This is a genomic window from Streptomyces sp. KL116D (assembly GCF_030766975.1).
GTDB classification, from domain to species: Bacteria; Actinomycetota; Actinomycetes; order Streptomycetales; family Streptomycetaceae; genus Streptomyces; species Streptomyces longispororuber_A.
Genome location: NZ_JASERH010000104.1, coordinates 1 through 18844, shown reverse-complemented (window position 1 = coordinate 18844; position 18844 = coordinate 1). Strand labels below are relative to the sequence as shown.

The 18844-nt window shown below is 70.3% G+C and carries 20 protein-coding genes and 4 pseudogenes; 6 read left to right on the top strand and 18 right to left on the bottom strand.

Annotated features, from left to right (window positions below; genetic code table 11):
- The first annotated feature begins 644 nt into the window (after positions 1–644).
- Entirely contained in the window at positions 645–842 is a 198-nt protein-coding gene (locus RBJ77_RS40875) for a hypothetical protein (protein ID WP_372349608.1), read from the top strand.
- Positions 843–2637: 1795 nt separating this feature from the next.
- Here the strand turns inward: RBJ77_RS40875 and RBJ77_RS40870 are convergent.
- The 9 genes from RBJ77_RS40870 to RBJ77_RS40830 form a co-directional block, all read right to left on the bottom strand.
- On the bottom strand, positions 2638–3093 hold the full coding sequence (locus RBJ77_RS40870) for a hypothetical protein (RefSeq protein WP_372349607.1): 456 nt from the start codon (positions 3091–3093) through the stop codon (positions 2638–2640).
- 682 nt (positions 3094–3775) lie between these two features.
- The gene (gene traA / locus RBJ77_RS40865) at positions 3776–4177 is read right to left on the bottom strand and encodes a plasmid transfer protein TraA (protein WP_372349606.1); all 402 of its coding nucleotides are present in this window, start codon (positions 4175–4177) and stop codon (positions 3776–3778) included.
- 13 nt (positions 4178–4190) lie between these two features.
- Positions 4191–4577, bottom strand: a complete 387-nt coding sequence (locus RBJ77_RS40860; protein ID WP_372349605.1) for a hypothetical protein — start codon at positions 4575–4577, stop codon at positions 4191–4193.
- A gap of 124 nt (positions 4578–4701) precedes the next feature.
- Positions 4702–5166, bottom strand: a complete 465-nt coding sequence (locus tag RBJ77_RS40855) for a hypothetical protein (protein WP_372349604.1) — start codon at positions 5164–5166, stop codon at positions 4702–4704.
- Between the two features lie 380 nt (positions 5167–5546).
- Complete coding sequence (locus RBJ77_RS40850) at positions 5547–5783, bottom strand: hypothetical protein (RefSeq protein ID WP_372349603.1); 237 nt, start codon at positions 5781–5783, stop codon at positions 5547–5549.
- Positions 5784–6135: 352 nt separating this feature from the next.
- Positions 6136–6513: a hypothetical protein gene (locus tag RBJ77_RS40845; protein WP_372349602.1), complete on the bottom strand. Its 378-nt coding sequence runs from the start codon at positions 6511–6513 to the stop codon at positions 6136–6138.
- Between the two features lie 124 nt (positions 6514–6637).
- Positions 6638–6808, bottom strand: coding sequence for a hypothetical protein (locus RBJ77_RS40840; RefSeq protein ID WP_372349601.1), 171 nt, complete (start codon positions 6806–6808; stop codon positions 6638–6640).
- A 118-nt stretch (positions 6809–6926) separates the two neighbouring features.
- Positions 6927–7469, bottom strand: coding sequence for a hypothetical protein (locus tag RBJ77_RS40835; protein ID WP_372349600.1), 543 nt, complete (start codon positions 7467–7469; stop codon positions 6927–6929).
- 212 nt (positions 7470–7681) lie between these two features.
- Complete coding sequence (locus RBJ77_RS40830) at positions 7682–7885, bottom strand: helix-turn-helix domain-containing protein (RefSeq protein ID WP_372349599.1); 204 nt, start codon at positions 7883–7885, stop codon at positions 7682–7684.
- Between the two features lie 273 nt (positions 7886–8158).
- On the opposite strand from RBJ77_RS40830, the gene RBJ77_RS40825 reads away from it, so the two are divergent.
- The gene (locus tag RBJ77_RS40825) at positions 8159–8860 is read left to right on the top strand and encodes a GntR family transcriptional regulator (RefSeq protein WP_372349631.1); all 702 of its coding nucleotides are present in this window, start codon (positions 8159–8161) and stop codon (positions 8858–8860) included.
- Positions 8861–9856: 996 nt separating this feature from the next.
- Here RBJ77_RS40825 and RBJ77_RS40820 read toward each other — a convergent pair.
- The 9 genes and pseudogenes from RBJ77_RS40820 to RBJ77_RS40780 form a co-directional block, all read right to left on the bottom strand.
- Positions 9857–11056, bottom strand: a complete 1200-nt coding sequence (locus tag RBJ77_RS40820; RefSeq protein ID WP_372349598.1) for a hypothetical protein — start codon at positions 11054–11056, stop codon at positions 9857–9859.
- 1172 nt (positions 11057–12228) lie between these two features.
- Positions 12229–12570, bottom strand: coding sequence for a hypothetical protein (locus RBJ77_RS40815; RefSeq protein ID WP_372349597.1), 342 nt, complete (start codon positions 12568–12570; stop codon positions 12229–12231).
- A gap of 5 nt (positions 12571–12575) precedes the next feature.
- Complete coding sequence (locus tag RBJ77_RS40810; RefSeq protein ID WP_372349634.1) at positions 12576–13244, bottom strand: CheR family methyltransferase; 669 nt, start codon at positions 13242–13244, stop codon at positions 12576–12578.
- Positions 13245–13247: 3 nt separating this feature from the next.
- Positions 13248–13412 (bottom strand): annotated as a pseudogene (locus RBJ77_RS40805) (hypothetical protein); the annotation flags it as partial.
- 12 nt (positions 13413–13424) lie between these two features.
- Positions 13425–13652 carry a chemotaxis protein CheB gene (locus RBJ77_RS40800; RefSeq protein ID WP_372349630.1) on the bottom strand — a complete coding sequence of 76 codons (228 nt, stop codon included), beginning with the start codon at positions 13650–13652 and terminating at the stop codon, positions 13425–13427.
- Positions 13653–14086: 434 nt separating this feature from the next.
- Positions 14087–14383, bottom strand: a complete 297-nt coding sequence (locus RBJ77_RS40795; RefSeq protein WP_372349629.1) for a DUF2252 family protein — start codon at positions 14381–14383, stop codon at positions 14087–14089.
- Between the two features lie 151 nt (positions 14384–14534).
- Positions 14535–14936: pseudogene (locus RBJ77_RS40790) on the bottom strand (DUF2252 family protein); the annotation flags it as partial.
- Positions 14860–15126, bottom strand: a complete 267-nt coding sequence (locus RBJ77_RS40785; protein ID WP_372349628.1) for a DUF2252 family protein — start codon at positions 15124–15126, stop codon at positions 14860–14862. The pseudogene RBJ77_RS40790 and the gene RBJ77_RS40785, both read right to left, overlap by 77 nt.
- An 8-nt stretch (positions 15127–15134) precedes the next feature.
- Positions 15135–15230: a DUF2252 family protein gene (locus RBJ77_RS40780; protein WP_372349627.1), complete on the bottom strand. Its 96-nt coding sequence runs from the start codon at positions 15228–15230 to the stop codon at positions 15135–15137.
- Between the two features lie 774 nt (positions 15231–16004).
- Between RBJ77_RS40780 and RBJ77_RS40775 the strand changes: the two genes are divergently transcribed.
- The 4 genes and pseudogenes from RBJ77_RS40775 to RBJ77_RS40760 form a co-directional block, all read left to right on the top strand.
- A complete protein-coding gene (locus tag RBJ77_RS40775) occupies positions 16005–16361 on the top strand; it encodes a hypothetical protein (protein ID WP_372349596.1) in 357 nt (118 codons plus the stop codon).
- Positions 16362–16465: 104 nt separating this feature from the next.
- On the top strand, positions 16466–17194 hold the full coding sequence (locus tag RBJ77_RS40770; RefSeq protein WP_372349595.1) for a DNA glycosylase AlkZ-like family protein: 729 nt from the start codon (positions 16466–16468) through the stop codon (positions 17192–17194).
- Between the two features lie 586 nt (positions 17195–17780).
- Positions 17781–18151, top strand: a pseudogene (locus RBJ77_RS40765) (arsenate reductase family protein).
- Positions 18152–18292: 141 nt separating this feature from the next.
- Positions 18293–18844, top strand: a pseudogene (locus RBJ77_RS40760) (glutamine synthetase); the annotation flags it as partial.

Sequence of the window (18844 nt, the reverse complement as noted above, 5' to 3'; positions counted from 1 at the left end):
TGCTCACGCGACCCCCTTCAGCTTGGCTTTCGGCTGCAGCTCGTACTCGGCGCCGCAGGGCCGGTGACCTTGCCGAGGTGGGTGTGCCGGTGCATCGAGCCGCAGTTGGGACAGCGCCCCAGGAACTCGACGCGTCCACGGGTGACGAGCACGAGAGGACGGGCAATCGGGTCTGCGGGTCTGCGAAACAGCCCGTCGCCCTGGTGCGCTTCGTCAGTGGCCTGTGGCACGATGGGGGCCGCGACCACAGCGTTAGCTTTCGAAGAGGGGCTTGATTCCAGCAAGCCCCTCTTGCGTTCTCGGTCATGCCGCGGCGCCTCCGGCCTGGTCTGCGTCCCACTGGTCAAGGACGTTCGGGTCGTACAGACCCGCCGGCCGCGCTTGACCCCTTCGGGCGGTAGCCGATATGCCGCCAGTAGCGGACGGTGCCCGCAGCTACGCGGTAGCGACGGCCACCTCTTCGGTTGTCAGGTACTTGTCGATGCGTTCAGCGAGGTTCATTGACGCCTCTCAAGACGTGTCGTGTCGCTTTCGATCAATCACGACAGCCACAGGTGTACAGCACCGTGTCGTGATTGTGCAAGGTGTCATCGTGATTGTTCAGGCACGTTGACTAGCGTTGGAATCGGGCATACCGTCGGCCCGTGATTACCGACCAGGACTTGCCGAAGCCGTGGCGCGTGCTCGCGTCCCCCGTCGACCAGTCGAGCGCGACGCAGCTGGACGCTGTTGCCGGACTAGAAACCGGCATCGAAGACCCGGTCTCTTGGGACCTGATCGAGAACTCGGAGACGGGCGACGCCTCATGCTGCGCATGGGGGTCGACGACAGCGGAATCGTGATCACCGGCGTCTACGTCCCTGGTCCCGGTGCGGTCGGGATCGGCGAACTGCGTGCGTTCATTGGCCGCGATCGAGGCGGCGGTGCGATCACGCCGGGCAACCGCGGGGGCATCCGTACAGGCTGCGGTGATGGCTGGCCCTGAGACCCTCACGAGGGCCTCGGAACCCCAGCGGTCCGGATGACCAACGCTTTTACGCACGGCTTGCCCTCCGGTATCTACGTGTGGCGGCTGACTCGCCGCGCCCTGCCACGGACTTGGCGAAGGTTGAGGGGTCACGCCACGGACCGTTCAGCGGTGGACGGCCCGCGCGAGGGAGTCTCGGCATGCTTCCGCCCGGTCGTCCGCCGAGCTTCGTAGCTGCTGGATCAGAACAGCCCGTCAGGTTCCTGTCGTCGACGGACGCCAGAATCGCGCGGCGGGCCTCGGACGCTCGCCTGTCCCGCTCTGCCTCGTACTCGAGCCAGGCGTCGGGGTGTTGCTCGTACCAGGCTTCGGCACACGCCTTGTGGGTTGGTTTGCCGGTGTCAGATACGAGCGGGGTCGGCCGGCCACAGAGGACGCACGGTTCGTTGAAGCCGTCCCAGTGTTGATCGCGGTCGGACCAGTCGAGGATCGGCGGCGAGATGCGCGGCCGGCTCTCCACGGGATGCTCTCGTCGTCGCTCACGGTGTCCCCCTGAACTGTCAGAGCTGGTGTCAGCGGCTACTGTCAGGGCGCGTGACACCTGCGCCCGCCTAGGGGAACGGGTGTCACGCGGCCTGACGGTGCTCGAGCGTCAGCAGGTGTCAGGGTCGGCACGATGCGCCAGCGTCCGGTCTTCCCGGTCTCCTCTCAGCCGGCCCTCCCTGTACGCCTCCGTGAGCCGCGCAGAGACCCACGGGCGGGACACGCTTGTTGCGGTCGCACCACTCGTTGAAGTCCTTTCGGGCCGACGACCATCTGCCCGGCCTTCTCGAACTCCTCGAGGGCCTCGGCAGAACAGCTGGCGCGCCTCCTCGGGCCCCGGCTTACGGCCGCCCTGGTCGAACATCGGTGTGTCGTCGCCCGGTTGGGACTCAGGGAGTTCGGCTTCCTCGTCGACGTCGGCGTCTTCCGGTCGATGAGCGGCTCCGGGTCCATGTCGTCCTCCTCGTCGTGCAGCTGCTCGCCTTGCGTTCCGTGTACGAGCGGCCGACGACGGACTCGGCAGCTTTGCCGTGACCGTCCGGCTTGGCGCCGTTGCGGGCAGCCCAGTCCGCGAGGACCTCGAGCATCGGCACGACCCGGTCGGGGAAGTGCACGGTGCGGGCCGGGAGGCGTAGCGGTCCTCGGGGATGCCGGCCGAGACGACGTAGCAGTAGCCGGGGCCGGCGGTTGCGCCACAGTCCGGGGTGGGCGCCCGCGTGGAGGACCCGTCGTCGGGAGGCTGAACCCTTCGTCGTCCGGGTGGCAGCCCAGGGCGATGACGGACGGCAGCGAAGCGCGGGTGCTGGTTGACATCTGGTCGTAGGACGGGCGTTGCAGGGAGACGACCAGGGCGATTCCCGCGGAGCGGGACTTCCTGGGCGATGCCGGTGAACGCGTCGTCTCCCATGTACCGGAGCGTGTTCGCGGCCTCTTCCATCCACGTGACCAGGAAGGGCATCCCGGGGCAGCCGCACGCGCCGCCCTTGCTGCACGAGTGCGCCGGATCTGTCTGTTCCTGGGCAGCCGCAGGATCCACTGGCGGTAGCCGTGCGCGCCGAGCCAGCGGGTCCGCGCGGGGATGGCTGCCTTGATGGCCTCCACCATCATCTCGGTGGGGGCGCCGCCCTCTACCCCCCAGTCCATTCCTGGCCGCAGCGGTCCGAAGTCCTGGAACGCCTGGGGTCGGAGAACCAGACGATGACGTCACGCCGGGACATGATCTCGGTCAGCAGGTTGAGGGCGGTGTCGCCCTTGCCGGAGCCGGTGCCGCCCGCGATGAGTACGTGGGTGCTGTTCCGCTTGGTCTCCGGGTCGCCGGGCAGCCACAACACCAGCGGCGCCCCGTCGTCGTATCGGCCGATGACGAGCGGATCGGCGATCGAGGCTCCCGCGTTGGAAGGGCCCTCCCACTCGACGACGTACCGCAGCATGTCCTCGGGGACGATGACCAGTTCCCCGCGGCGCTCGGAGTCCGGGTCGGGCTGGTAGCGCACCGCGGTACGCGGCACGTCGAGCGCGGAGGCGAGGTGCGGCAGCACCTTGGAGACGTCGTCGTTGGTGTGCTCGCCGGCCGCGAGTGTCACGGGTGCCGTGACACGAGTTCGGCTCGACGCGGGCGGCGCCGACCTGCGCGCGGGCGAGCCCCACCTTGGCGAGCAGCCCCTTGTCTCCGCTGTCCGCTCCCTGCGGGTCGGAGGTGCGCAGCAGCAGGCGCACGTTCCAGGAGAGAGCTCCGGTGGCGCCGCCCATGAGGAACAGGTGCGGGATCGGCCCCTCGAAGGGTCCGGCGAGCGCCGCGGCTGTGAACCAGCTGGACCCCTGCGGCCACCGTGATGGCGGAGTGGAGGCGCCGCTGTGCACTCGTCGAGCGGCCCGCCCACCAGGTGATGCCCGTCAGCGCGACGGACGACAGGGTCAGTCCTACGCCCGCGCTGCCGAGCCCGCCCACAGCGGTTCGCGCCCCTCGCCCGTGAGACCGAGCCCGGCCACGGTGAGCCACGGCGGAAGATGCGGCTGATCCGGTCCAGTAGGTAGCCGCGGACGGTGCCGCCCGTACCTGAGCCGTTGGCGGGGAGTACAAGCAGGGTACGCCCGCCCATCTTGGTCGGTGAACTGATCCGTCACGGTCGTACCTCCCTCTACTGGTCGGCCCAGTCGAAGACCGGGGCTTGAGGCTTACGGGCGCGGTGGCGTACCCGGTTGATCTCCTCCTGTACTCCTGCTGGTACGTGGAGTACGCGCCGGCTGCGTTCTTCGCAGCGGCTGTCAGGCGTTGGCGGACTTCTTCAGCTTCCGGGAGACCTTGGCGGCCCTGATCCTGGACCCGAGGGGCGGCCCTCGGGGTCGGGTACGGAGGCAGAGTACGCCCTGCAGGATCTCGGCACCCATGGAGGCCTCGAAAGAGATCATGACCGCGAGCGCGCGCAGCGAGTTGCAGTAGTTCCGCATCTGCGCCGGCGTGTAGAACTCAGGGGCGGGCAGCAGGGACCGTGCGCCGTGCCCGCTGCGACCGCCACCGCCGCCACGGTTGATGTTGATGTTGATGGGCGGGGTAAACGTGCTCGCCAGCCCGCCCGCGATCCCGCCCGCGAACCCTCCGGCGGCGGCCCCGACGTTGACGAACTTGTTGCCCTTACTGGAAGGGTTGCTGGTGGTGCGCTGAGCCATCAGGACTCCCTGGTCAGTGGGTGCGGCGGACGAGAGGCCACGTGGTCTGAGCGCCGACGAGGGCGAGCAGCCACACGATGCAGAGCGTTCCGGCGTGCGGGCCGTAGAGCGGGCCGAACGTGGCGGCCAGGGCCAGCCAGGCGGCCGTGAACGTGGATGCCACGGCGAGGCCGATGCGCCAGGCCAGGGCGGAGCCGCGGGCCTTGTGCTGGCGCTGCACGATGGCCAGCACCACGGCGGGCGCCAGGGCGACCGGGGCGAGCAGCAGGCCGGACCACCAGGCCAGGGCGTGCAGGAGTGCGGCCAGGTTGAAGGCGAGTACGGCCGCGAACGTCGGGGCGAGGGCCTGGCGGTGCTCCCACGCGGCGAGCGCCAGGTGGTTGCCCGCGCGGCGCGCCATCGACTGCCGGGGCGGTACGACGACGATGAGCTGCTCGGAGCCGCGTCGCGCTGGTGCGGGATCTTGACGGTACGAACACCGCCGGCACTTCGGGTACGGGTACGACTGGGCATGACGGTTCCCCCTACTGGTTGTGGATGTTGGTGCGGCCCAGCCACTTCTGGTGGACGTGGGTGTGCTGCTCGTGGTGCACGTAGGTACGGCCGCGCCCGGCGAGTACGGCGCGGGTACAGGCGACCGCCAGGAAGAGGAGCAGGACCCCGCCCCGGACAGGCTGCTGATCAGGTCGCTCGCTCCGGCGAGAACTTCCCGCCTCCCCACAGCAGGAGTCCGCCCCCGGCGCCGGCGCCGAGGAGGCGCTGAGCGATGGGGTCCAGAACCGGCTGCGGGGCCAGGTCGCGCAGGGGCGGCCAGCTGCACGGGCGCCGGGGCCTGCGACTTGTGGACGGGCACCATGCCGCCGTAGGCGCTCGGGCACCCACACGACCGCCTCACGCTCGCCGTACAGCTCAACAGGCCCAGTCAGGGGCTGTTCGTCGAGCGGTGCGGCGTAACGGCGGCACTGCTCAGGCAGGTTGGACGCGCTCACGACGGCACCCCCGAGCCGACCAGCTGCGGGAGCGCCTGGCGGAATGCCTCTTGGATCTCCTTCGCCCGGTTCTGCCCGACCCGGAGGCGGGCCTTGAGCTCACGGATGGACGGCAGGTCGCCCGCGAGCAGTTCGGACCGGAACTGCTCGGCAGCGTCGTTGAGCCCCGCTTCGGTGAGCGGGTCGTCGTCGCCGGGGGCTCAGGGTACGTACTCGGCATGTACTTCGGGCCGGGTACGGGCGTGCTCGGCGGCGGGTACGAGGGCGGAGCCGCTCGTTGCGCAGCGCCCGCTGCAACTCCCGCGGCACCCGAAGGTCGGGAGCATCCGCGCACCCTCGGGTACGGCCACGGGTACGGACGGGCAGGTTCCGGCTTCGTCTCAGGGTACGGGCTCGACGGCAGGCTCCGGCTCGTACTCGACCGGCTGCGGCTCGGGCACGGCCACCTCGTGCCGGTGCAGCGCGTGGACGCGCCAGAGGACGACGGGCGCGATGGCGGACACGAGGACGACGAGCCACGGGGCGACGGTCAGCATGCCGCCCTTCAACAGGTGCGCCGCGGCGTTCGTCGCGACCATCAGGAGGACGGGAGGGAAGATCTCCCGACCCGCCCTCATGGCACGAATCGCATAGGCGTCGATGGCGATAGGAAGGCCGGCCGCGACGACGGGGGCGTAGCCGCTGGCGACCGCCAGCGACCACTCCCTCGTGTGCCGTGACCGCGATGGATGCGGCCATGGCGGCCCATCCGAGTGCGTCACGTTCGATGTTCACTACTCGCCCACCTCCGGGGCGGCGACGCGCACGACACGGTGCGCGGCCAAGCAGACGCCCTCACGGTCACGCCGCTCGTTCGCGACGAGCAACGCGGCCATCAGGGCAGGAACTGAGGGCGGGGGCCGTGCTGCGACTTGTCGAGCCGTCGCAGCGCGGCATGTTCGGTGGGGCGACGGACAGGCCAGCGGGCCGTCACGCCGGATCCCCGTCGGTCTCGATGCGCTCCAACTGGCGGATCAGCGCGGGCAGGTGGCCGAGGGCGTAGACGATGAGCGCGTCGACGACGTCCCGCAGGCCGGCCGAGTCGTACTCGAAGAAGTCGACCCCGCCGAACGCCACGGCCGTGGCCGGGAACTCGGAGAACGGGCGCTGCACGAGATAGGCGGTCAGGAACTCCTGATCCCGTTGCAGACGCTGCGACCAGAGGTTCAGCGGGACCTCGGGGCCCTGGTGGGTGATGTCGACGCGGTACCCCTCGACGGGGTGTTCGCCGGTGCACCACGGCGGCTCGGGGATCATGATGCGGCCGTGGTCCTGCGTGCGGACGATAACCGTGCGGGGGACGCTCACGGGGTCCTCCGCTGGCGACGAGCCTGGTCAGACAGGCGACGCATCTCCTGCTTCGAGAGCTTCTTCGGAGCGGTGCGGCGGGCCTTGTATGACCGATCCGTCTTGAAGAACCTGTTGGGCTTCTTCATCGGGTGGCGCCCTCCTTGACGATGACCAGGAACGCGTCCGTAGCGAGGTCCATCACGACCTCGGCGGGAACACCCTCGGCCCGCTTGCGGGCGGCGTACTCCTCGGCAGGCCAGCTACCGCGCGGGGCCCCGGCCGGGAAGGTGTCGAGGATCTGGCGGGCGCTCACGACTCCGACCTCCGGTGACGGGCCTTGGCGTTCAGGCGCCGGACCGCGCGGCGGTCCAACAGGTCGCCCTGGGCTCCGGGACGGGGATCCGCGGGAACGTTGCGGTTACGGCGCGGCATCAGGCGTCACCGCCACGGGCCCGGCGCAGCGCCTCGTCCATGTCCGGGTCCGAGTCGTCGGCGGTCTCGTTGTGCGCACGGGCGGCACGGGCCAGCTGCCGCAGCTGCTCGGCGAACGCTACGAAGTCGTCGGCCAGCTTGTCGGCCAGGGCTTCCGTCAGGTGGGCCTGGAGCGGGGTGTCGTCGTCAACGAGGACGTGAGCGGCCCGCATGCGCAGGGTCGTCCGACGTCGGGTCGCTGTAGAGACGCGCGTCGAGGCAGTGCGCGACGCCAGAACGCGTTGTTGAAGGCGGGCACCGACACCTGCACGCCGGCGCCCTGGTGAGGCGATGTCGTCGACCATGTACGGGTACTCGGTGTGGTCCTCCGTGCACCAGGCCGGGCACGGGATGTAGGCCAGGTTGTTCGTCCGCCGCGTCCCGAGCAGTGCCGGAACCAGCCGGTATCCGGCCTGAACGACGAGGGGAGGGCGACAGCGCGGTTTCCGGCGTCGGTCACGGTGTGCGGGACCGGCCCGTCGGAGGACTGTTCGGCGGTGCACGTCTCGGCGTGCGTCTTCGCGTCGTCACGGCAGAACGGCAGCGCTGCGTAGGCGGTCGACTCGTAGCCGCAGCCGGAGCACGACCAGTCGTAGGGCAGACAGTTGGCCTGCGGGTTGGCGAAGACCTCGACCCGGGCGCCGCCGAGCGTCAGGAAATGCATCGGCGGGAGAGAGTGGCGCGGATGGCCAGACGAGGGGAGTGATGTTGGTGGTCACAGTTCCACCGCCAGCTCTGCGGCGGGGATGCCGCGGTCGGCGAGGTACTGCGCGAACGCGGCGCGGGAGACGCGGATGGTGCCGCGCCCCTGACCGATCCGGTAGGAGGGCAGACGCCCGGACTTGATCTCGGCGTAGACGGTGGCGTCGGTAACGCGCAGCGCCTCGGCGATGACCTTGACCCGGAGCGGTTCACCCACGACGGCCTGCATCTGGGCAGGCGGGATCAAGCTCAGCGTGCATCTGAGACCTCGACTCTTGGATGCGAGGCCCTGGCGGGCGCGGTGCTGTAACACCGCGATCACCCCGTCAGGGCTTTGGCATGATCTGGCTCGCCCTGATCTGTGCTGATGACCGGGCATGCACCTAGGATGTTCTAGAAGGCTTCTCGAAGTCAACAGGCATTCCAGAACGTTCTAGAAGTTGGAGGTTTTCATGGTTCGCAACCTTGAGGGGTTGCCCCGTATCAGCGCATCGCCGCGCAGATCATCGACCGCATCGAAAGCGGTGAACTGCAGCCAGGTGACCGCGTCCCCTCGGTTAGCCAGATCATGGAGACCGAAGGGGTCAGCCGGGCGACCGCCGCGCGAGTGCCCGGCGTACTGCGGGCGGAGGGCTACGCCACCGCAACGCCAGGTGTCGGAACCATCGTCAGCCAGCCGAAGAAGCTCACAGCAGGCGCGGACCGCCTTTCCAAGCTGCAGACGGGCGGGCCGACGCTCGGCGAAAACGAGCGCGTCGAGATCCTGGAAGGCGTCCGGGAGTCCGCGTCACAGGAAGTCGCCGACGCCCTCGGCCTCGAAGCGGGAGACGAGGTTGCACGGCGGCGCCGGCGCTACCTCGACAGCACGGGAGTCGTGACCGTGTCGACGACGTGGGTGTCCGGAGCAATCGCCGATCAAGCTCCGGAGTTCCTAGAGGCGGCACCGCTGCCCAAAATGACATTCGGGCTCATTGAGGACCGCACGGGACGGAGGGTCGTCCGCAGGCGGGACACGGTGGCGCTGCGCGAAGTCCCCGAGGATGTCGCCCTCGCGCTAGAGACAGCGGCGGGTACGTCGACAGTCGTCGTCATCAATCACTACTGGGATCAGAACGGCGAGCCGACCGAGTACGCCGTCGACTATCTCGGCGTCGGCCGTGAACTGTCCTCGGAGTACGACCTGGGTGACTAGGTGTCTGCCCAGTGGAGTTGGGCAGAACGCAGAAAGGGCCCCCTCGCCCGGTGGAGTCAGGCGAGGGGCCCTTTCGCGTGCAGTGCGACTGTCGGTGACGCTTGCGGTCCGCAATCAGTCCGCAGAACATTCCAACGTTCTTAGCGTTACCCAACGCGTCCCAACAGTCAAAGCGCCAGGTCAACGCCCTACTGACACTCAACTACAGTTCAGCAAAGGGCCGTTAGAGTTCGAGCTGTACTTCGACATCTAAGTCGACCAGAGCACAGCCAAGGGCCGGTGTCCCCTCGTGGGGCACCGGCCTCGTGCGTTCCCGGGCCGGGCCGGGGCCGGTTCGGTCGTCTCCCGTGCGGAGCGGGGCAAAGGCTCCTAAACTCGGGCGAAATCGACCGCACTGAATGCCTCGGAGGAGTGCAGCCATGAGCAATCTGTTCGTCGTCGCCTACAACGATCTCGCGACCGCCCAGCAGGTCGGGACAAGATCCTGGCGATGACCAAAGGAGCACCCGTCGAGCTCGAGGACATCGCGTCGTGGTCGAGCGGCGGGAGCGACGGGAAGATCCAAGCCGCGCCAGGCCGTGAACCACACCGCGATGGGCGCCGCGGGCAGGGCGCGGGGTGGTGACATCGGGCTGCCGTTCACAGTTGCCGTTCGTGGGGCCGCCGTGCGCGCCGCCGGTGCGGCCGGCGGGGCCATGACGGACACCGGGATCAACGACAACTTCATGAAGCACGGCCAGAACCTGCGGCCGCGCGCGGCAGCGCCTGCTCGTGCTGGTGAAGCAGGCCGCCAAGGACGCCAGCGTCGTGCCGGAACTCGCCCAGTTCGGCGGGGCGGTTGGTGCAGACCTCGCTGAGCAACGAGGAGAGGGAGCAGCGGCGCGGACCATGCTGAAGGCCGCGCAGGAGAAGCGCGCGGCGCACAGCACGACACACAGGCGAGTGCGCAGGAGACGGCGCCGGACACGGCGCGGCCTGCAGGAGCCCGAGGTTCCGTCAGTCGCGAGTTCGATGCGGCCCTCGACGACCCTCCCGCCACAGCGTCGGCGACCTTTCGTTGGCGGGATCGCGCAGTGGCGGCGTAACCGGGCGAAGGCCGCTTCGAGTGAGTCGTACCGGGCGGCTGGATGCCCTTCGCCTGCTCGACGACGACCCGGCTGGACAGGGCGTGCTCCAGCTGTCCCGCCAGCACCTGGGCTCTCGCCGCCCACTGCGCCGAGGACGGGGTGTGTCCCGCGGTCTCGGCGCGAGGGAGCGGGACAGCTTCAGGGCCCGCTCGTCGAGGAGACTGCCGGGCGCCGTGAACAGGACGAGGCGGCCGGCCGGGCCGTCCTTGGAGAACAGCGGCAGCGCCGTGACGCGGCCGTGGCCGAGGGGGCCAGGACGCGCGGGGACCAGCGCGGCCAGCACGCCTGCGTGGGGCGGGTGGTCACGTCCACGTCGATGAGGGCGCAGCCCGTCGTACGAGCGCGTGACCGGGCCCTCCTGCCAGCCGACCGCGTCCGCAGCCAGGGCCTGCAGGGCACCGTCGGTGCCGTCGGTCTGGATCGCGGCGGCGCCGCCGGGGGTGTACTGGACGATCGCGCCACGCGCGCCGAACAACCGCCGGCCGCTCTCCACGAGGGCGGCGAGCAGAGCCTGCGTGTCGAGCGGATCGCGGGCGGCCTCCCCGTCAACCGGGCGAAGACCGCGGCAAGTTCCTGCTCCTGCAGCGTCACGGTAGCGACCTCTCAGCCGAGTTTGAGTAGTCCTGCGACGATCTCCCGGGCCACCTCGCCGACGGCCCGGCCGTCGGAGAACGCGCGCGCTGACCAGTTCCAGCGCATCCGTGACGTGACAGCCCGTCTGGACGGAGACCATTCCGGCGGCCTGGTGCACCTCGGGCCGGTGGTCGATCTCGTCAGACAGGCCGTCGCCCGCCTCGCGGCCGAGGATGAAACTGCGGGTCAGAGCGTCGGCGACCCGCATGAACCGCGTGATGTCCGTGGTGGCGGAGCGCGCGTCGAACACGGCGAGGGCGCCGATGCAGTCCCCCGGCACCTGGAGCGGCACGGCGACCACACGGCCGATGCCGAGCGACTCGATGGCCGGTCCGTATCCCGGCCAGCGGGACCGCAGCACGGTTCCGGACGCGGCGACGGGGATCAGCTCGGCCACCGCGTCCCGCGCCGGGCCCTCGCCGAGCGTGTACTCCAAGTCCTGTGCGTGGCGCGCCGGTTCGTCGGACGCGGCGGCGGCCAGCTTGGTTGCTGTCCGCGTCGACGAGGGTCACCGCCACGCTCGCTGTGCCGCACGCCTCCGCGACTCCGGTCATGAACAGGGGCGGCGGACCGCCCCTGCGCGTCCATTCGGTGGTACGGACGGCGTGGGCCTCGAGGTCCGCCGCCACCCGGTGCCCGCGCGGCGGTCGTACGGTGGATGTGGGCCATCCTGAAGTGCAGCTCTGTCCGGGTCTGCCGGGCGAAGACCTCGTGATGGTCGGCCAGCCGTTCCTCACGGTCGGCGCGCTTTCGCGTGCGCGGACCGCCCTCTGCCATGTCACCGCAGCGCCGTCGGGCACTTGGTCCCGGGCCGTCATGTCCTCAGCCTACGCCGCCAGGGGTCACTCCGTACCGTCGCTCCGGCCTTCTTCCCATCAGCAGAACGACACCGCCACGGTGGCCGTCGAACAGAGCTGCACTGGACGGTGACGTGATGTGACGGCCGAGTCGGTTGAAGCCGCGTTGATCACGGCCGTCGCGCCGCGCGCTGCGTCATGACGCATTCCTCGGCCGTGGCGAGCGCGGTTCGCTGGTCGGCAGACCGAAGTCAGAGCCGAAGAACGGCTCGTCGAGTCTACCTCGTCCTGCCGCAGTCACAGGTCGGTGGCGCCCCGGTTCGCTCTTGACCTTGAACCTTGTCGAGGACGGCGACGGCGGCCGCGATGGAAGTGAGACAACGCCCTCCAGGAAGGCGCGGGCTCGTCCAGCTCCCTCGCTGCGGATCCACGCATCTCCTCGTTACCATGGTCTCCAGTTCCTCGTTGCCCGACTTGGAGATTCCCTCGTTAGGTGGTCTCCAACTCCTCGTTTCAGTGGACTGGGAGATTCTTCGTTCGTCGTCTCCAACTCCTCGATGGAAGGAACTGGAGTTCCCTCGTTCGTCGTCTCCAACTCTTGCGTTCGTGGACTGGAGTTCCTCGTAGGCGGTCTCCAGGTCGCCTGGCGCGCGCACTTGACCTCGGCCTTGAGCTGCGTGGCGACCTGTGACGTCGGTGAAAGGTGATGTTGGTGGCGGCGGGCGGTCAATGGCCGAGCCGACGGAAAGCGGCTAGGATAGAGGATGTCGAAGTACCTGGACGTCCTCGCCGGCCCGGCGCTCCGCCCCGTTCACCCGCAGGGTGTGCGGCGCTCGATGCAGTGGCCTGTACTCGATCGGGAAAGCGCAGTTCGACGGGACGTGCAGGAGATCTCCAGGTCCTGGAAGCGCCCGATGTCGTTGGCGGTCGGAGTCAGACGCTGGACGCGGGCGTGGTTGTTGATGAGGACGGCGATGCCGTCGACGTCGACCGCGAGGGCGGCGCCGGGCGGGCGTCGAGGATGGTCGCGCAACTGCCGGTTGCGGGTCACGCTCTGGACCTCCAGCCAGAAGCCCTGCCGCATCGCGAAACCGGACGGGCTGGTACGGCGTCGACGCCTCGCCGGGCCGCCGCCGGAGACACGCTGGCGCATGCTCATCACATCGAACCGGGTCGGAGTCGTTGAGCAGCATCTCGGCGCTTGCCGAGGAAGAGTAGCTCGCGCAGGGCGAAGTGGAACCGGTCGATGATCTGTGTCTGCGCCTCGACGTTGAAGTACATCCAGCGTGTTGCGGCACGAGCAGGTCGAGGCGAGGAGAGATCGGGGCGTCGCGGGTGATGTCGTGACGGCCGAAGATGACCCGGCGGCGCAAGGTCGGAGCGGAAGCTGAACTGCGAGCCGTTCTGCTCAGAAGTACTTGTCGCGCAGTTCGGGGGCGAGGCGGTTCGAGGGTCTTGGCGGGGTAGAGGCCGGAGCGGGAGCGTCGCGCAGCGCTCCTCGTCGTCGACGTCGGTGCCGTAGATCTTGACCCGGTTCAGCGCCTCCTCGAGACCGAGGGCCTCCGCAGAACATGATGGCCAGCGAAGTACGCCTCCCTCGCCGCTGGAGCAGCCCGCGCTCCACACCCGGATCTCCTCGTCGCCGCCGGCCTGCGCGAGGAGCTCAGGGCTTTCACCTCGCGCTGCAGGAACGTCCAGAGCGTCGGCGTCGCGGAAGACGGAGGTGACGTTGATCAGGATGGTGTTGAACAGGGCGCCGAACTCGCCCGCGTTCGTCTCCAGCTGGTCGCGGTAGTCGGCGTACGAGTCGATGCCGACGTCCGACATGTGCCTGCGGATGCGCCGCCCGAGGGACGAGCGCTTGTAGCCGGAGAAGTCGAATCCCCGCGCGTCCCGCAGGAATTCAGAGCAGCCCCTCGAGCTCCCTCGTCCGTCTCTACGCGTCCTGCGCGTCAGCCGCCATGGTCCGTCACCACTGCCTCTTGATGTCGACAAGTCCCCCAGGGATCACCGTGGGGATCTCCTCAGAAGGTAGCACGAAGTCAACTGCTCCCGTACCCGGCCGCCTACGGCATGCCGGAAAAATTCGGCGGTCTCCGGATCCTGGGCGATCACGGTACCGCCCCGCGACTTCACCGCGTCGACACCCATGGCGCCGTCGTTGCCGGTGCCCGTGAGCACGACGGCCACCGCGCGGGATCCGTAGGCGCCCGCGACGGACTCGAAAGAAAGCAGGTCGGCGGAGGGCCGCAGGAAGTGGACGAAAGCTCTGCTCCGGGACAGCGAGCGATGCCGTCGGGTCCGGCCAGGAGGTGCCGGTCGGGCGGCGCGATGGGCGATGCTATACGGCGTGGGCGGGCGGGCTCGATCCCTGCTCGGCGAGCTTGACGGTCAGATCGGTGCGGCGGTCGAGGGATCTCAGCCAGCACGGTGCGGTGGCGCAGGTCCAGGATGCTGCACGATCAGCACGGGCACCGGAAGTCCGCTCCGAGGCCGCCGAGCAAGAGTCGCCAGGCCGTGGATGCACCGGCGGACGCGGCGACGGCGACTGCACGGCGAAAGCTGTCGGCGGTGCTGAGGTTGGACGGCACAGTACGAGCGTAGTCCCGCGCGGGCCTTCGAGCGGCGCATGCGATGGCCGACGGACTGGTCAGGCGCCGGGGTGGCCGTCAGGACGCCCTCCGAGACGGCGCGGCGCAGGGACGGCGTGGTCGCGATCCGTCTGGTCGCGCGTAGCGCAGGGCGAACGCGGCGACGGCGCGGTCGAAGGGGTCCGTCTTGCCGAGGTAGGCGGCGATGGCGGTGCGGTCGCCGGGGCGGGCGTGGGCGCGGGACGGGGCGACGCCACACGGCCGGGCGTAGGCGAGCGAGCTCGTCGGGGCACATGACGGCGACGTCGGCGGGAACCCTTCTGCATGTCGCGCAGCTGGCGCCAGTAGAAAGCGCGCGCAGCTGAGCCTCGCCATCCAGCCGAGGAAGATGTCGCTCGCCGCCTGGAGGAGGCGCTGTCCCAGACGACGCGGTGACCGGGGTGGGATGTAGGGGGCCGTGGTACAGGACATGGTCCTCGATCACCGAGCGGGTCGCCTCCTCGATCTGGAGGAAGAGCGGGTCGTCGGTGTCGCGGCCGGCGAGCAGCACGATGAAGCAGCGGGTGCCGACGCTGCCGACGCCGACGACCTTGCGGGCGGCGTCCACGAACCGGTACCGGTCCAGGAGCCGGCGGCGTTCCTCGGCGAGCGTGGAGCGGTAGTCGCCGAACATCTTGCGGATGGCCGCCGCGTCGGAGACGCCCGCCGGTTCCAGCAGGGGCGGGTCGTGGACGTACGGCGGCGGCCGTCGGGCGTGGTCTCGGTGAGTTTGGCGAGGGCGTGGAGGCTGGTGCGCCGGGTGGCCTGGGCGAGGGTGTGCTCGGCGCGGCGGCGGTGCCGGGCGGAGCGGATCAGCGGCAGCAGGTCGTGGGCGTCGATGCGCTCTCGTACCAGACGGCGAGCTCCCGAGGCCGGCCAGTCTGCGCATGTTCGTGCGGTACGCGGCGGTCGCGGCGAGGCCCGCGCGGTGGGCCTCCCTTTGTCGCGTGGCCGTTGCCGCGGGCGGCGACGGCGACCGACGCGGCGAGCCGTTTGACGTCCCACTCGAAGGGGGCCCGATAGGTCTCGTCGAAGTCGTTGAGGTCGAAGAGGAGGGAGCACTCGGGCGAGGCGAACAGGCCGAAGTTCAGCAGGGCTGCGCGTCGCCGCAGAGCTGGACGGTCAGCCCGGTGTGCGGGTTCGCCGCGAGGTCGCCCGCCATGACGGCCGCGGCGCCGCGCAGGAACGCGGGCGGCTCGCCGCCATCCGTCCCGTACCGGATGGGCAGCGGGTCAGGGAGCCGGTCGGCGCCCTGCCGTTCCAGGACGACGACGGGGTCGGGGCGGTCGGCAGCCGGTATCCAGGGGGCGTGCGCGGACCGGGGGCGTGCTTGCGGGCTGTGTCCCTGGGCTGCGCGGTCGGCGGGAGCTGCTCATGGCGTACGCCCCGCCGTTCAGTGGCGCGGGGCGCGGGTGACGTCGGCGGTGATGTCACCGTCGAGGGAGCGGTGGCTGCGGGCCGTGGCTTCCTTCGACTTTCCTGCCTCGACCCCGTTCACGTTGAGCGCGACCGTGTCGAGCGATGTTGCCGCCGCTGTCGCTGAAGGAGACGAGGACGAGGTACGACTTCGTGGACGAGGCGTTCGTGGCCGTCACCGGCACCGTGGCGCGGTCGCCGTCGCTTGCTCACGTCGCCGAGCTCACGTCGCCCTTGGCGTCGACGCCGTTCTTGAACTCGTCGATCTTGTCCTGCGCCTCGGCGGTCGCGGACGCCAGCACGTCGGCCGCCTTGGAGCGCGGCGTCGGAGGGGCTGGTGTCGCTGTCGGAGCAGCCCGCGACACCGACGGCCAGGGCTGCCGCCAGCACGGTCGCGCCCACCGCTCGTCCACCTCGCATGCCGGCCATCCGAACACCTCCGCTCGCGCGCTCCACTGCGTCCGCCCAGTCAACGGTGCGCCTCCGGGGCCCGCATGCCAAGTACGGCAAACAGGTGACCGGATCCGGCAGGATGGCCGGCATGAACAGCGGACCCAGGAGGCACATCGGCACCGCCGAGCGGCGCGTCCGGCTCGCCCTCGCGCACCGCTCGCTCCCGGCCGCGCGGGCGGAGCACGCGGAGGACGTGGCGCGTTCGCTCGTGGCGCTGCACGGCACGGACCCGGCGACCGTCTACCTCGGGGTCGGGGCGCGGCTCGCCGACCAGGCCCGACCGTGCTGGATCTGGAGCGGGCCCTGTACGAGGACCGGACGCTGGTGCGGATGCACGGGATGCGGCACACCGTGTTCGTGTTCGACGGAGTTCGCGGCGACCGTGCACGCGTCGACCGGGCCCGCGGTCGCGGCGAAGGCGCGGGCCGGGCTGCTCAGGACCTGACGACGGGCAGCGACGGGCGGCTCACGCCCGAGTGGCTGACGGAGGTCGAGGCGTCGGCGCTGGCCGCGCTGAGCGCGCGGTGAGGCCACGGTGACCGAGCGACCGTGGACGAGCCCCGGTTGAAGGAGCAGTTCACGTACGGCAGGGGGAAGAGCTACGAGGCCGAGCAGACGGTGTCGTCGCGGCTGATGCGGGTGCCTCGGGGTGGAGGGCGGGTCGTACGGGGCCGGCCGCTCGGGCTCGTGGACTCTCGACGGTTCCGCTGGGCGATCGCCCTGCCGCATCCCGAACTCCCGGTCGCCGAGGCCCAGTCGGAGCTGCTCGGCCGCTGGCTCACGGCGTGCGGGCCCGCCACGGAGGGGGGACCTCGCGGTGGACCGGCTGGAAGGGTCACGACGTGCGCAGGGCGCTGGCCGCGGTGGAGGCGGTGCCGGTGTCGCTCGACGGCGGCGGCACGGGGTACGTCATGCCGGACCGTGGACGCGCCCGACGCTGATCCCGGGCCGTGGGCGGCGCTGCTGCCGGGCCTCGACCCCACGGCGATGGGCTGGCAGGAGCGCGACTGGTACTGCCCGCCGGGCATGCGTCTGCGCTTCGACGGCAGCGGCAACATCGGTCCCACGGGTGGTGGGGGCGGGCGGATCGTGGGCGGCGCGCAGCGGGCGGACGGCGAGGTGGTGTGGCGCCTCCTGGACACGACGTGGCGGCCGGGCGGCGGAGCGGGCGGTGACGGCGCAGGCCGCGCGCCTGTCCGCGTGGGCGGCCGGAGCGCGGGCGACGCCCCCGCTTCCGCACGCCCCCTGAGAAGGAGCTGGCGAGCGACGGGCTCTTGAGGCGGGACAGAGGCGGCGGCGGAGCCGCGCTCCAGGGCGCGCGGAACCGCGCGGCCAGGCCACGACGGACCCGCACCCGCCGGTGAACGGCTGCCGCCCCACCACGGCGCGCACGCGCACACCCGGTGGCCGAGGTCACCCGGCCACCGGTGCATCGGGTCGGCGGCTGTAGCGCTATCAGCAGCCCGCACCGCGTGGCACGTCGTGTCCGACGGCGGGTGGATGCCGATGAGCCTCGGCCGTGGAACGGATCAGCTTTCGGTTGTGGAGTCTGGCTGGGAAGGTGGAGCGCCGAGTCGAGCGGGGCTTATCGCCAGGCGCGGCTGGGCCTTCTTGTGGCGACGGTTGCTGCGTGATGTACCAGTCGCGGGGTCGCCCGCGGGGAGCGGCCTCTTCTCGAGCGGCGTGTACGGCAGATCGATCAACATCGGAGCGGCGCGCGGGCACAGTAAGCAGTCCTCCTGTCGCGGACCTGAAAGCGAAAGCTCTCGAACACTGCTTCTTTCTATTCTACCGCCGACCACTGGCAAAAGCCGCTGGCCAGACGGCTGGGACCGTCGCGAAAGGCCTCTCGCGTGCCGTTGGCATGGAGATCTGGGTCAACTCCGGCCTGCTCGAAAGTGCCGCAGCAGCGCGCATCACCTGCTCGACGCCGAGGGCTGCCGACTACACGGTGCGCCGCTACCTGGAGGGACGTGCGGCGACTGAGGTCCGTGCCGTGCCCGACCGGCTCGGACTCGAACACCGTGGGGACATCTACCCGCACCGGCGAGGCGGCCGCGAAGGAGCTGGGCCTGAAGGACTGGGCGCGCGAGCGCGGACGCCCGCGAGCGTGGATCGCGCCCTCGCCGCGCGCGAAGCTGATCCAGCGCCCGGTCATCACGGGCCGACGACGGCACGGCGGTGGTGGCGCGCAGCAGGAGGACGGTACGGGACGCGCTGGGCCGCGGCCGCTGATCGCGCATACGAGGTCACGGGCCGCGTCCGCGGGCGACTCCGGTAACGACAGGGGTTTCTACGCGGAGGCAGCGGCCAGGAGAAATGCGCCTCAGTTGACAGGCTGCGGCAGGTAGAGACCCGTGGTGAGGATGTACGGCCGTGACGTTCAAAGGCTGGTACATCTGGATCGACGGCACCGGAAGCCGACGGCCCAGCTTCGTTCGAAAGACGCTGGTGGAGGTAATCGCGGGCACGCCCGCCGACGCTGGACGCGCTGCCGATCTGGGGCTCGACGAGGTCCTCCACCAACCAGGCCGAGGGCCACGCCCTCGATCCGCGATTAGCTCAAGCCCCGTCGCCGTGTACCCGGACCCGATCCGCGGCGGCAGGCGGTACGTGCTCGTCATGTGCGGGGTCTCTCGACGTCGACGTGACGCCGCACGGGGCTCCAACGCGCGGGCCGCGCTCGCTCGGGTCGAGGAGGAGTTCGGCGCGCAGGAGCCGATCTTCGGCATCGAGCAGGAGTGCACGTTCTTCGAGGGCGAGCGCGCCCGCTCGGCTTCCCGGTCGACGCTTCCCCGCCGCGCAGGGCGGCTACTACTGCGGCGTCGGCACCGACGAAGATCCTGACCGTGACGTCGTCGAGGCGCACCTGGACAACTGCCTCAAAGGCGGGCCTCGGCATCTCCGGCATCAACGCCGAGGTCATGG